The sequence below is a fragment of the Micromonospora chalcea genome (genome assembly GCF_002926165.1).
Classification (GTDB): domain Bacteria; phylum Actinomycetota; class Actinomycetes; order Mycobacteriales; family Micromonosporaceae; genus Micromonospora; species Micromonospora chalcea.
Window position 1 is genome coordinate 1 of the sequence record NZ_MAGP01000015.1, and the last position, 13101, is coordinate 13101.

The 13101-nt window shown below is 72.8% G+C and carries 10 protein-coding genes and 1 pseudogene; 7 read left to right on the forward strand and 4 right to left on the reverse strand.

What is annotated here, in order from left to right; translation table 11 throughout:
• Positions 1–152: 152 nt before the first annotated feature.
• The 3 genes and pseudogenes from BAW75_RS03070 to BAW75_RS03080 form a co-directional block, all read right to left on the reverse strand.
• A complete protein-coding gene (locus BAW75_RS03070) occupies positions 153–1217 on the reverse strand; it encodes an SRPBCC domain-containing protein (RefSeq protein WP_104112552.1) in 1065 nt (354 codons plus the stop codon).
• 21 nt (positions 1218–1238) lie between these two features.
• Positions 1239–2569, reverse strand: a pseudogene (locus tag BAW75_RS03075) (low temperature requirement protein A).
• Positions 2570–2656: 87 nt separating this feature from the next.
• Entirely contained in the window at positions 2657–3247 is a 591-nt protein-coding gene (locus BAW75_RS03080) for a TetR/AcrR family transcriptional regulator (RefSeq protein WP_104112553.1), read from the reverse strand.
• Between the two features lie 121 nt (positions 3248–3368).
• On the opposite strand from BAW75_RS03080, the gene BAW75_RS03085 reads away from it, so the two are divergent.
• Both BAW75_RS03085 and BAW75_RS03090 read left to right on the forward strand, forming a co-directional pair.
• Positions 3369–5009 (forward strand): MDR family MFS transporter, encoded by a 1641-nt coding sequence (locus BAW75_RS03085; protein WP_104112554.1) that lies wholly within the window; start codon positions 3369–3371, stop codon positions 5007–5009.
• Between the two features lie 74 nt (positions 5010–5083).
• Entirely contained in the window at positions 5084–5932 is an 849-nt protein-coding gene (locus tag BAW75_RS03090; RefSeq protein ID WP_104112555.1) for a phosphatase PAP2 family protein, read from the forward strand.
• A 7-nt stretch (positions 5933–5939) separates the two neighbouring features.
• On the opposite strand, the gene BAW75_RS03095 is transcribed toward BAW75_RS03090, so the two are convergent.
• Positions 5940–7997: a cellulose binding domain-containing protein gene (locus tag BAW75_RS03095; protein ID WP_104112556.1), complete on the reverse strand. Its 2058-nt coding sequence runs from the start codon at positions 7995–7997 to the stop codon at positions 5940–5942.
• A gap of 244 nt (positions 7998–8241) precedes the next feature.
• On the opposite strand from BAW75_RS03095, the gene BAW75_RS03100 reads away from it, so the two are divergent.
• The 5 genes from BAW75_RS03100 to BAW75_RS03120 all read left to right on the forward strand — a co-directional run bounded on the left by BAW75_RS03100 (position 8242) and on the right by BAW75_RS03120 (position 13097).
• Entirely contained in the window at positions 8242–8991 is a 750-nt protein-coding gene (locus BAW75_RS03100; RefSeq protein WP_043324278.1) for a lytic polysaccharide monooxygenase, read from the forward strand.
• Positions 8976–9605 (forward strand): DUF305 domain-containing protein, encoded by a 630-nt coding sequence (locus tag BAW75_RS03105; protein WP_104112557.1) that lies wholly within the window; start codon positions 8976–8978, stop codon positions 9603–9605. Before BAW75_RS03100 ends, BAW75_RS03105 begins: the two co-directional genes overlap by 16 nt.
• A gap of 312 nt (positions 9606–9917) precedes the next feature.
• The gene (locus BAW75_RS03110; RefSeq protein ID WP_104112558.1) at positions 9918–11507 is read left to right on the forward strand and encodes a DHA2 family efflux MFS transporter permease subunit; all 1590 of its coding nucleotides are present in this window, start codon (positions 9918–9920) and stop codon (positions 11505–11507) included.
• Positions 11508–11751: 244 nt separating this feature from the next.
• Positions 11752–11976 carry a DUF3040 domain-containing protein gene (locus tag BAW75_RS03115; RefSeq protein ID WP_064446063.1) on the forward strand — a complete coding sequence of 75 codons (225 nt, stop codon included), beginning with the start codon at positions 11752–11754 and terminating at the stop codon, positions 11974–11976.
• A 35-nt stretch (positions 11977–12011) separates the two neighbouring features.
• Positions 12012–13097 (forward strand): PIN domain-containing protein, encoded by a 1086-nt coding sequence (locus BAW75_RS03120; protein ID WP_104112559.1) that lies wholly within the window; start codon positions 12012–12014, stop codon positions 13095–13097.
• Positions 13098–13101 lie beyond the last annotated feature (4 nt).

The window sequence follows — 13101 nt, forward strand, 5'->3', positions numbered from 1 at the left end:
AACCCATTTCCGCACCCACCGAATCAGCGCGGCACCCACTCGCCCGCCAAGGACGCGACGATCATGAAGTTGACCGCGTCCAATGCGGACAAATCCGCGGCCCAACTTCAGGATCAACGGGGTGGAAGGGGGAGGGGAGAGGGATGGGGGCGTCAGGCGGGGGTGCAGGGGGTGTTGTCGGCGGTGCACGCGACGGGGGCGTCGTGCTGGGGGTCCGGGTCGCGTACGTCGAAGCGGATGGTGGCGGACTCGCCGCCCGGCAACGCGCCCCCGGTGAAGGTGACCACTGTGCCGTCCTGGGTGGCCTCGGCTCCGCTGACACTGCCCACAGTGGCGCCCTCGTGCAGCGTCACGGTGACCGTCCAGCCCGGACGCGGTGACGGGCCGGGATTGCGCAGCACCACCTCGCCCCGGTAGCCGAAGATCCGGTCGTTCACCGTCTCGTAGGTGGCGCTCAGCGGCGTCGACGCCACGGTCGAGGGCGTCGCGCTCGTCGTACGGCTGGGGGTGGGTGACGGCGTCGGCGAGGGCGACTCGCTGCGGCGGCTGGCGCTGGGCGTGGGCCGCGCGGTCGTGGGGCGCGCGGAGGGCGTCGCGGTGGACGGCATGACGAGTGACGTCGTGGGGGCCGGCGCAGCCGGGGCGGGCGGCTCGTCGCCGGTGGTCCATACCGTTGCTCCGGCTGCCGCGGCCAGCAGCGTGACCGCGCCCGCCGCGAGCAGCGCCCGGCGCCGTCCGGGCCGGCGGGGTTCGTCGCCGAGCAGCCGGACCACAGGCAGTTCGGCGGTCAGCCCGCCCTCGGCCCGGCGCAGGTCCACGTTCTGGAACGCCAGCCAGTCCAGAATGGCCGGCAGCCGTCCGGTGACCGCCTGCTCGTGCTGCTCGGCGCGGGCGTCGGCGTCCCAGTCGCCCTCTTCGAGCACCTCGCGTACGGACAGCCGGGTGCCGTGTGCGGTGGGAGCCAGGTCGCAGGCCAGGCGGGTGGCCCGGTCGGCGTCCCGGCAGCGGACGACCAGCCGGTGCGGCGCGCGCAGCTCGACGGTCTCGACCTCGGTGTCGGTGTCGTAGCCGGGCAGCGCGGCGGTGGCGAGGATCCACCGGTCGGACCCGGGCGCGCTGTCGGTGAACCACTTGGCCAGCAGCGCGCGTTCCGTCAACGCCCGCCAGGTCCGGGCGGGCGGGTGGAACAGGTCGACCTCGGTGACGATCTCGATCACGCGGAGACTCTAGGGCCTGTGTCAAGGTCGGTGCGGGGCGCTGTCGCCGCCGTCGTGCCAGCGGGCCCGCCAGGCGGCCTCGCTCTCCTCGGCGCTCGACTTCTCCTCGTGCATGAGCCGCGCAACGCGATCCGGGAATCGGCGAAGATCACCAGCTCGGCCGCCACGAGCGCCACGCAGATCGCGGTGAGCAGACCCAGCGCGCCGAGCGCCGGCAGGTGCCGCCCGACCGGCAGCGCCACGGCGAGCAGGACCACGGCGCCGACCCGGGTCCAGGACAGCGTCCGCAGCGCGCGCCACTGGAACGCCATGTTCGCGGCGAAGTAGACGAGCACGCCACCGAAGAGCAGCGGCACCGCCGGGCCGTGGCCGCGCTCCATCGGGCCGCCGGCCGGGTCGGTGACGATGCGGACCAGTTCCTCGGCGCCGATCGCGAACAGGATCACCCCGGCGATCATGGGCAGGTAGAGGTAGGCGTACGCGTCGCGGGCCAGCGCCACCCGCGCGTGACCCTGGGTGGCGTGCAGCGCGATCCGGGCGGCCGGGCCGATCATGTCGAAGTGCGCCCACCAGAGCGCGGCGGTGAACAGGATGCCGAAGATCGCCGCCGGGATCGCCGGCCAGGTCACCGGCTGGCCGAGCAGGTTGCCGCCCACGCCGACCGAGATGACCGACTCGCCGAGCGCGATGATCAGGATCAGGTCGTACCGCTCGGTCCAGTGCTCGGCCGAGGTGATCTTCCAGCCGTCGGTGCCGGCCAGCAGACCACTGCTGTACTGGATGGCCACCACGGCGATCCACAGTCCGTCGCGCAGCCACGGGCCGACCTCCGGGGACACTCGCGGCGGCAGCAGCGCCGCCACCAGCAGCAGGGTGGCGGTGACCAGCGCCTCGGGCAGGAACAGCCGCAGCTTGTGCCGGGCCGGCGGGTCGTCGCGCGTGGCGTACCAGTACAGCGCGGTGTGCACGGCCCGGATCACCACATAGCTGATCGTGACCAGGATCGGCCCGGCGCTGCCCTGTTGCAGGTCGCCGAACGTCTGCGGCAACGCGAGCGCGAACGTGAACAGCGCGATCATGCCGACCACCATGAGGATCGGCACGAAGCCCTCGCCGAGGCGCAGCCGGGCGGCCACCGCGCTGTGCACCACCCAGCACCACCACAGCACGGCGAGCACCAGCAGCGCGTGCAGCAGTTCCCCGGGGGTCACGTTGGCGGCGGTGGCCCGCGTGATGATGAAGAAGGACACCACGAAGACGAGGTCGAAGAAGATCTCGAACCGGTCGACCCGGGTGGCGGGGGCGACGCCGGTCGCCGGCCCGAGCCCCTTGCGCCACCGGTCGCCACCCACCGGGCGAGTCTGTCAGCCCAGGTCAGGCAGGGTGCCGCTTTCGCCGGCCATTCCACCGGTCCGACCGGGCGGCGGGCGGGGGAGTGCTCAGCCGGCAGCCGGGGCGGCCAGGGCGAGCACGTCGCGCAGCACGTCGCGCAACGGGCGCCCGGGGCGCTCCAGCCACTCGTGGGCGGCAATCCGCAGGGACGCGAGGAACGTCGCGGCGATGATCCGGGCCCGCAGCGCCGCGTCCGGTCCGGTCAGCCGGCGGGCCAGCTCCGCGGCCATCTCGCGCTCCAGCGCCGCGTACGCGGCGACCTGGTGGGCGGCCAGGCTCGGGTGACCGTGCAGTCGCCGGCGCCGGTTGAGCCAGGGCTCGGCCGGGTCGTCGTAACCGTCCTCGGCCTGGGCCAGGGCGGCCCGGGTCAGCGCGGCCCACGGTGGCAGCTGCGGCGGTTGTTGCGCGACCAGCGCGAGGAGCCGGCGCAGCCGCAGCGTGTCGCCGTGGAAGAGGGCCTCCTCCTTGCCGCTGAAGTAGTTGGAGAACGTGCGCCGGGAGACGTTCGCGGCGTCGGCGATCGCCTCGACGGTGATCCGGTCGGGGCCGTGCTCGACGGCGAGCGACAGCGCCGCCTCGTGCAGCGCCTGCCGCGTGGCCGCCTTCTTCCGCTCGCGCAGCCCGGTGCACTCCTCCATGCGACAAGCCTAGGTGACCCATTTCTCAATGGGCAAAGTTGCCCGACGGGCAAGGTTTAGTGTTGATTGCTTGAGGCAACGAAGCGGCCAACCCGCATCGACACATCTGGAGGACGCGCGCATGAGCGCACCCACCGTGACGGCTGAGGCCGCCCCGATGAGCAAGCGGAAGACGCTGGAGGCGCTCAGCGGTCTGCTGCTCGTGCTCTTCGTGGCCATGCTGAGCAGCACCGTGGTCTCGACGGCCCTGCCGAAGATCATCGGAGCGCTGAACGGATCGCAGACGCAGTACACCTGGGTGGTCACCGCCACCCTGCTCACCGCGACCGCGACCACCCCGATCTGGGGCAAGCTGGCCGACCTGTTCAACAAGAAGCTGCTGATCCAGATCGCCATCGTGGTGTTCCTGGTCGGGTCGATCGCGGCCGGCTTCGCGCAGAGCGCCGGGCAGCTCATCGCCGCCCGCGCGTTCCAGGGCATCGGCGTCGGCGGTCTCCAGGCGCTGGTCCAGGTCGCCATCGCGGCCATGATCCCGCCGCGTGAGCGGGGCCGCTACAACGGCTACCTGGGCGGCGTCATGGCGCTGGCCACCGTCGCCTGCCCGCTGCTGGGCGGCCTGATCGTGGACACCTCCTGGCTCGGCTGGCGCTGGTGCTTCTTCGTCGGCGTACCGGTCGCGGTGGTCGCGCTGTTCCTGCTCCAGGTCACCCTGAACCTGCCCACCGTGCGCCGGAAGAACGTCAAGATCGACTATCTGGGCGCCACGCTCATCGCCGCCGGCGTCAGCGTGCTGCTGATCTGGATCTCGTTCGTCGACGACTCGTTCGCCTGGGCCTCCTGGCAGACCGGGGCCATGGTCGGCGGCGCGGTGCTGCTGCTCGCGCTTGCGGTCTGGGTGGAGGCGCGGGCCGCCGAGCCGGTGGTGCCGCTGCACATCGTCCGGGAGCGCACCACCGCCCTGGCGATCCTGGGCAGCCTCGCGGTCGGCATGGCGATGTTCGGCGGCGCGGTCTTCCTCGGCCAGTACTTCCAGATCGGCCGCGGCTACAGCCCGACCGAGGCCGGTCTGCTGACCATCCCGATGATGGTCGGCGTGTTGATCTCCTCGATCGTGGCCGGCCGGATGATCACGGCCACCGGGAAGATCAAGCCGTACATCGTGTTCGGCGCGGTCGTGCTGGTCGTCGGGTTCGCCATGCTCGGCACCATCGACCACGAGACGTCGCTGGTCTTCGTCGGCCTCGCGATGTTCATCGTCGGCGTCGGCGTCGGCATGACCATGCAGAACCTGGTGCTCGCGGTGCAGAACACGGTCGCGCTCAAGGACATCGGCGCGGCCAGCGCCAGCGTCGCGTTCTTCCGCTCGCTCGGCGGCACCATCGGCGTGTCGGTGCTCGGCGCGGTGCTCGCTCGCCGCGTCAGCGACCGGATCACTCACGACCTCGCCGCGGCCGGCATCCCCGCCTCAGGCGGAGGCGGCGGCAGCACGCTCAACCTCGACGCGCTGCCCGAGCCGGTACGGCAGATCGTGCGGGCCGCGTACGGGGACGCAACGGGGCACATCTTCCTGATCTCGGCCGCCATCGCGGTGGTGGGTATCGTGGCGGCGCTGCTGCTGCGCCCGGTCACCCTGCGTTCCAGCCTCGACCTGCCGGACACCGGCCGGTCGGTGGCGGTGGGAGCGGACGCCGTCGACGGCGCGCCCGCCTTCGACGAGGTGAGCGTGGACTCGGCCGGGCGGGAGGAACGCGCCCGCCGCTGAGCCCGTACCCCCAGGGCCGTCGCCGACCCCGGCGGCGGCCCTGATCCGTGCCGGGAGGCACCGAAGGAGGAGTCGTGGACATCACGCGGGCCGCGCCGCCGCGCCTGGCCGCATGGCGGCGGGCCGCGCGTGAGCTGGCGCTCGTCGCCGTGCTCTTCCTCGCCTACAAGGCGGGCCGGCAGGTGGTGGCCGACCACGCCGAGGTGGCGCTCGCCAACGGCGAGTGGATCTGGCGGCTGGAGCGGCTGCTGCGCCTGCCCGCCGAGGCGGCGGTGCAGGGGCCGCTGCTGTCGCACGAGATCCTGATGCGGCTGGCGAACAGCTACTACGCCTTCGTCCACTTCCCGGCCACCGTGCTCTGCCTGGTCTGGCTCTGGCTGCGCCGCCCGGCCCACTACCTGCGGCTGCGGCGCGCCCTGGCGGCGCTGACCGCGGTGGCGCTGGTGCTGCACGTGTGCGTCCCGCTCGCGCCGCCCCGGCTGACCGAGCTCACCGGTCTGGTCGACACCGGCACCCTGTTCGGCCCGAGCGTCTACGGACCGCCCGACACCGACCAGCTCAGCAACCAGTACGCGGCCATGCCGTCGCTGCACGTGGGCTGGGCGCTGGCGATCGCGCTGGCGCTGATGGCGGTCACCGCGGGACGCCGCCGCTGGCTCTGGCTGCTCCACCCCCTGGCGACAGCGCTCGTGGTGGTGGTCACCGGCAACCACTACTGGCTCGACGGGCTCGTCTCGGTCGCGCTGCTCGTGGCGATCCTGGCCGTGCTGCCCCGGCCCGCGCCGGACCGGCCCGCGCTCGTCGAGGCAGCCGGACCGGTGCGTCCGCACGTGGTGCCGGCGCCGCGCCGCGCCGGCCACCACCGGAACCCGCGGGTCCCGGCGGCGGCCGACGCGCGGCTGCGCCCTCCCGGGCGGGGCTGAGGGCCGGTCAGCGCAGCGTGCAGACCGTCCCGTTGAGGCGGAACGCGCCCGGCGGCACGTTCGGCCCGCTGTACGCGCCGACGAACCCGACGGTCGTGCTCCCGCCGTCGGCGGCGAGCCGCCGGTTGTCGGCGGTGGGCGTCACCCGGACGTTGCGGCCCTGCTGGTCCCAGGTGGCGCTCCACCCGCTGCTCACCTGCTGCCAGTCGGTCGGCCAGGTCCAGGTCAGCGTCCAGCCGTCGACGGCCTTCGCGCCGGTGTTGATCACCTCGACGTTCGCCACGTACCCGTTGCCCCAGTCGTTGTCGTCGTTGAACCGCACCGCGCAGGAGCTCTCGGCGGGGCTGCCGGTGGCGAAGGTCAGCGGCGGGGACGACCAGGAGACCCGCCCGGCGGTGTCCCGGGCCAGCACGTTGACCGTGTAGCGGGCGCCCGGTTCGAGGTTGCCGACCGTGAGCGACGTGCCGGCGGTCTCACCGAGCTGCTCGCTCACCGCGCCGTACTGCCGGTGCACCTCGTACTTGGCGATCGGGGACGCGCCCGGCGTGGCCGTCGGCCAGGAGATGGTCGCCGCACGGTCGGTCACCGCGCCCGCCGTCGGCCGGCCCGGGGCGCCGGGCCGCCCGGCCGAGCTGCCGGCCGGTCGCAGCACGAGCGTGGTCAGCGAGTACGGCGGCAGCGTGCGCACGGTGGCGCTGCCCGAGCGGCCGGTGCTGATCCCGGTCGCGCCGTTGGCGAGCGTGTGCACTGTCGGGGCCTCGTCGGCCGGGGTGAAACCGGCGTAGTCGAGCGCCACCGGGTGGGCGTTGTCCGGGTCCTTGTTGAGCAGCAGCACCGCGACGCTGCCGTCCGGCCGCCGGACCGCGTGCGCGGCGACCAGCGGCTCGTCGGTCCCGGCGCGGACGGGCTGGTCACCGGGCCGGGCGAACAGGTTCATCATGGACAGCGCGTGGTACGGCGCGAACGGGGTGTTGAACGCCGGCTGACACACCTCACCGCCGCTGGTGCAGTTGCCGCTGGACAGCAGCCCGAAGTCGCCGTAGTCGGTCTGCCCGGCCACCTCGGAGACGGTGCCGATGCCGTTGTGCACGTTCCACCACTGCACCGTGAAGACGCCCTGCTCCAGCAGGCCGCTGTAGGCGTCGGCCAGGAACAGCGCGCCGGGCGCGGTGGTGCGGCCGGCGTCCACGTTCAGCTCGGTGAAGCTGATCCCGATCCGGTCCGCGCCGGGACCGGCGTACCTGGCGATCTGCTGGCGCAGCAGCCAGGCCGCGTCGGGCAGGTGGTTGGTCCGGGCCAGCGAGTCGGCGGCGTTGCCGCCCGGGTACCAGTGCACGTCCACGAAGTCGATCTTCGGGCCGGCGAGGGAGAGCACGGTCTGGTTCCACGGGCCCGGGTCGGAGCCGGCGGTGATCCCGTCCGGCCAGTTGCCGGGCATGGTGAGCACCGCGCCGACCTTGATGCTCGGGTCGACCGCCTTCATCGCGTCGGCGTACTCGATCACCAGCCGCGCGTACTGGGCGGCGCTCTTGTCCGGGTGGTCGTCGGCCTCCCAGGCCGAGCCGTAGTGGCCGTTGCCGTAGTTCTCGTTCCCGACGGTCCACCACTTGGCGCCGTAGCCCTTTGTGACGTTGGCGTACCGGACCCAGGCGGCGGCCTCGGCGGGCGTGCCGGTGCCGTAGTTCGCGATGATCATCGGCTGGGCGCCGACGCGGCGGGCGCCGGCCATGAACGTGTCGAAGTCGGTGTTCGGCGCGACGTAGCCGCCGGGCGCGGTGTGCGTCTCCCAGTGGTAGATGTCGGCGTACGAGCCGCCGGGGTAGCGCAGCATCTTCACACCCGCGGCCTTGAGCAGGTCGGACGTCTCGGCGCTGCCGAGCTGCGAGTCCCAGATGGCGTGGTTGACGCCGAGCGCGGTCTCCGGGACCGTGGCCAGCCCGGCGCGGGTGTTCACGGTGACGGTGACCGGGTCGGTGGGGTCGGCGGCGGCGACCGGTCCGCCGACGGTGCTGAGCGCGGTGGCGAGCAGGAGCAGGCTGGCCGCGAACGCGGTGGTTCTCCTCATGCGGGGGTGTCCTCCGGGGAGTGGGACGACGAGGCGATGCCCGGTCTGCGTCGTCCTCCCGGACGCCTGGCGGCGGCGGGATGCCCAGGAACGACGATCGGCTCCGCGCGGCGAGCCATCGACGAGGATCATACGCCCGGCGCCGGGGAGTGCAGGGCTTAATTTATAGACAGGAGTCTTTACTGTAAACAATGTTTAATTTATGTTCGGGGCACCTTCCGTTCCCCCCGAAGGAGTTGCCACCATGCGTCGAAGAATCACCCTCCCGCTGCTCACCGCAGGCGCCGTGACCGGCACGCTGGCGCTCGCCGCGCCCGCGCAGGCCCACGGCTACGTCTCCTCGCCGCCCAGCCGCCAGGCGCTGTGCGCGCAGAACCGGGTGCCCGACTGCGGCCAGATCAAGTACGAGCCGCAAAGCGTCGAGGGCCCCAAGGGCCTGCGCAGCTGCCACGCCGGCATCGCCCAGTTCGCCGTCCTCAACGACGACAGCCGCAACTGGCCGGCCACCTCGGTCGGCAGCACCGTCACGTTCACCTGGGTCAACACCGCCCGCCACGCCACCGCCAACTGGGAGTACTGGATCGGTGGCACCCGGGTCGCCGTGGTCGACGGCGGTGGCCGTCAGCCCGGCGCGACCGTGTCGCACACGGTCAACCTCGGCGGCTTCTCCGGCCGGCAGAAACTGCTCGCCATCTGGAACATCTCCGACACCGCCAACGCCTTCTACTCCTGCGTCGACCTGCAGATCGGCGGCGGTGGCGGCAACCCGACCCCGTCGCCCACGCCGACGGCGGCGCCGACCACCCCCGCGCCCTCGCCCACGCCCACCCGGACCAGCACGCCGGCGCCGGGCGGCACGTGGACGGCCGGACGGGCGTACCAGGTCGGTGACACGGTCACCTACGACGGCCGCAGCTACCGCTGCCGCCAGGCGCACACCGCCATCGCCGGCTGGGAGCCGCCGAACGTGCCGGCGCTGTGGCAGCAGATCTGAGCCCGCGTACCCGCGCGGCGGAGCCGGCCGGTCCCCGGCTCCGCCGCGCGTCCGCGGCGCTGCTCGGCGTGATGCTGACCCTGGCCGGTTGCGGCGGCCCGCCCGCGGCCGATCCGTCCCCGCCGGTCCCGTCCGCCACGGACTCGATCCCGGCCGGCGCGGACGCCACGGTCAGCGGGATCGACGCGTTGTTCCTGGCCATGATGGTGGCCCACACCGAGCAGACGCTGGAGATCGTGCGGCTCGGTCTCGACCGCGCCACCGATACGCGGATCCGCACGCTGATCGCCGCCGTGCGGGCCACCGAGACCGACGAACTGGCCACCATGCGCGAATGGCTGCGCGACGCCGGGCCGTCGGCCGCCGCCGCGGCCGCCCGGCACGACCACTCCGGGCACAGCGACGCCGCCGCCGGACTGGCCCGGCTGCGCGCCGCCGCGCCCGCCGACGCCGACCGCGTGCTGGTCGACGTGCTGAGCCGGCACCAGCGCACCGCGGCCGACCTGGCCCGCGCCCAGGTCGCCGCCGGCACCAGCGAGCGGGTACGCGAGCTGGCCCGCCGGATCGAGCGCTCCCGGACCGCGGAGATCGAACTGACGGGCCGGATGGGCTGAAACAGCGCGCTGGCAGGCCTGCGAGCTGCCCGGACGTGTGATGACCTTCGTCACGTCGCCGGAGCGCCCACAGCCCCGCCGAGGTTCACGAATCGGCGCGCAACCACCCTTTTCCGTGAGCCGCCGGCCCGCCGTACGGCCGTGCGCAGGCCCGGGACGCCTCGTCCGTCGGCAAAATCCGCCCCGGTCTGTCGCCGGTCGTGGTTAGGCTTCCCGCCGGACGTCGCCCCGCCGCGCGTTCCGCCCGCGCCCGGACGGTGCGTGGCGACCCCCACCGCCTTCGGCAGCCGAACCGGATCCAGGAGACCGTTAGTGACCCAGCAACCCGTCGCGACGTCGACAAAGCTCGACGCCGCGGTGCTCAAGGTGGCCGGCGTCGTCGTGCTCGGCGCGATCATGTCGATCCTCGACGTGACAGTCGTCAGCGTGGCGCTCCCGACGTTCCAGAGCGAGTTCGACGCCTCGTACGCGCGCGTCGCGTGGACCATGACGGGCTACACGCTCGCGCTGGCCACGGTGATCCCGCTCAGCGGCTGGGCCGCCGACCGGTTCGGCACGAAACGCCTCTACATGGTGGCGCTGGCGCTGTTCACCATCGGCTCCGGGCTCTGCGCCACCGCCGACTCGATCGGCGAGCTGATCGCCTGGCGTGTGGTCCAGGGCCTCGGCGGCGGCATGCTCATGCCGCTCGGCATGACGATCATGACCCGGGCCGCCGGCCCGCACCGCATCGGCCGCCTGATGGCAGTGCTCGGCATCCCGATGCTGCTCGGCCCGATCACCGGCCCGATCCTCGGCGGCTGGCTGATCGACGTCGCCAGCTGGCACTGGATCTTCCTGATCAACCTGCCGATCGGCGTGGTCGCGCTGATCTACGCCCAGCTCGCGCTGCCGAAGGACAACGCCGAGCCGTCCCAGGCGTTCGACTTCCTCGGCATGCTGATGCTGTCGCCGGGTCTGGCCCTGTTCCTGTACGGCATCTCCACGCTGCCCGAGACCGGCACGATCGCCGACACCAAGGTCTGGCTGCCGATGCTGGCCGGCGGCGCGCTCGTGGTCGCCTTCGTGGCCTACTCGTTCCGGCCCCGCCATCCGCTGCTCGACCTGCGGCTGTTCCGCAACCGCAACCTCACCATCGCCTCGATCACCATGTTCGTGTTCATCATCGCGTTCATGGGCGCGGGCCTGCTGTTCCCGAGCTACTTCCTGCAGGTGCGGGGTGAGACGACGCTCGCCGCGGGCCTGCTGATCGCGCCGCAGGGCATCGGCGCCATGCTGACCATGCCGATCGCGGGCACGCTCGCCGACCGGGTGCCGGTCGGCCGGACGGTGCCCTTCGCGCTGGTGCTCATCGCGGCCGGGTTCTTCACCTTCACGCAGCTCGGCACCGACACCTCGTACTGGCTGCTCTGCGGCTCGCTGTTCGTGATGGGCCTCGGCATGGGCGGCACGATGATGCCGATCATGACCTCGGCGCTGAAGACGCTCAGCGCCGCCGAGGTGGCGCGCGGCTCCACGCTGGTCAACATCCTCCAGCAGATCGGCGGATCGATCGGCGCCGCGATCATGTCGGTCATCCTCACCAGCGAGCTGAACGGCTCGCGGCCCATCCCCGGCGTGACCGACCCGGGCACCGGCGCCCCGCTGACCGAATCCCAGCTCGCCATCGCCGCACAGCAGCGGCCCGAGCTGATCCAGCAGTTCCCGGTGCCGCCGTCGCTCATCGAGCGAGGGCTCGACTACGCCGCGGGCGCCTTCTCGACCACGTTCTGGGTCGCGTTCGGGCTGGTGCTGCTCACCTTCCCGCCGGCCGCCTTCCTGCCGCGCCGGCGTGAGCCGTCGCACCTGCTCGACGGCGAGACGGGCGAGGACAAGCAGCCGACGCCGCTGCCGATCCACTGACCGCCGCCGTGACCGGGGCCGGACGCCTGAGCGTCCGGCCCCGCGCCACATCGGTGCGGTGCCGCCCGCCGTGCCGGGTGGGCGCGTTGTCGGCCACCCGCCGGTGTCCTCGCGCTGTCGGCCCGCCCGGCCGTGTCGGCGTGGCTTTCGCCGCCGGGACCGTGCCGGCGGGGCCAACCCGCCACCGGGGCCGTGACGAGCGCCTACGATCGGCACAGGGGGCCGGCGGGGAGAGGCGGGCAGCGTGAGCGCAGACGACGCGCAGCGGTCGGCGCGACGGCGTAACCGCATGCTGCTGGCGGGCCTGCTCGCCGTCGTCGGGCTCATCCTGCTGCTGCTCGGGCTCACCGTCGCCAGCGGCACCGTGGCCGGCGTCGAGGTGGTGCTGGCGCTGCTGCTCCTGGTCAGCAGCTACGCGATCCAGCGGCTGGCCCGCCGCGAGACCGTCTACCGCGACGAGCGGCGCTGACCGGCGCGGCGGTCCGGCCGGGCTAGGCTGCCAGTGTGGATCACGAAGACCGGATCGCGCTGTTCCTCGACTACGAGAACCTGGCCCTGGGCGTACGCGACCACCACGGTGGTGGTGCGTTCGACTTCCGGCCGATCGCCGACGCGCTCGCCGAGCGGGGGCGGGTGGTGGTGCGCCGGGCGTACGCGGACTGGTCGTACTTCGACGAGGACCGGCGGATGCTCACCCGGTCGCACGTCGAGCTGATCGAGATCCCGCAACGGATGGGCGCCTCCCGCAAGAACGCCGCCGACATCAAGATGGCTGTGGACGCGGTCGAGCTGGCGTTCGAACGCGGCTACATCTCGACGTTCGTGATCTGCACGGGCGACAGCGACTTCACTCCGCTGGTCCACAAGCTGCGCGAACTCAACAAGCGGGTGATCGGTGTGGGGGTGGAGAAGTCCACCTCGGCGTTGCTGCCGCCGGCCTGCGACGAGTTCCTCTACTACGACCGCCTCGAAGCCGTCGACGTGCCGCCGCCGTCCGCCCGCCGGTCGCGTCCGGCCCGGACGGCGCCGCCCGGGCCGGTGGCGGAACCGGTGGCGGAGGTCGCGCCGGAAGCCGCTGCGGGCGAGGAGGGGCGGGCCCGGGACGTCGACACGCTCGCCGTCCAGCTCGTGCAGACGGTGGCCGGCATGCAGGGCAGCTCCAGCGGTGACGTGACCGCGTCCGCGCTCAAGCGCGCGCTGCTGCGCAAGGACCCGACGTTCAGCGAGTCCGACTACGGCTTCCGTACCTTCGGCGAGCTGCCGCGCCACCTCGCCGCGCGCAACGTGGTGGAGCTGGCGGAGGGGCCGGCGAAGGGCGACCCGGAGGTGTCGCTCCCGGAACAGGGCGACCGGGACGTCGCGTTCGGGCTGCTGCGATCAGTGGTGGTGGACCTGGCCGGCGAGGGCGGCGCGGTGGCGCTGTCCGGGCTGAAGGACCAGCTCCGGCGCGCCCGGCCCGACTTCAGCGAGAAGAAGCTCGGATATCGCAGCTTCCTGCAGTTCTGCAAGGCGGCCGCGACGGGCGGCGCGGTCGAGCTGCGCTGGAGCCCAGAAGACGGCGACTACCTCCTGACCCCCCATACCCCCTGACCCC

What these genes read in the sequence shown, in the direction of transcription:
- BAW75_RS03080 (WP_104112553.1), bottom strand. Translation starts at nt 3,247, where the DNA reads ATGGAGGAGTGCACCGGGCTGCGCGAGCGGAAGAAGGCGGCCACGCGG.
- BAW75_RS03085 (WP_104112554.1), top strand. Translation starts at nt 3,369, where the DNA reads ATGAGCGCACCCACCGTGACGGCTGAGGCCGCCCCGATGAGCAAGCGG.
- BAW75_RS03095 (WP_104112556.1), bottom strand. Translation starts at nt 7,997, where the DNA reads ATGAGGAGAACCACCGCGTTCGCGGCCAGCCTGCTCCTGCTCGCCACC.
- BAW75_RS03100 (WP_043324278.1), top strand. Translation starts at nt 8,242, where the DNA reads ATGCGTCGAAGAATCACCCTCCCGCTGCTCACCGCAGGCGCCGTGACC.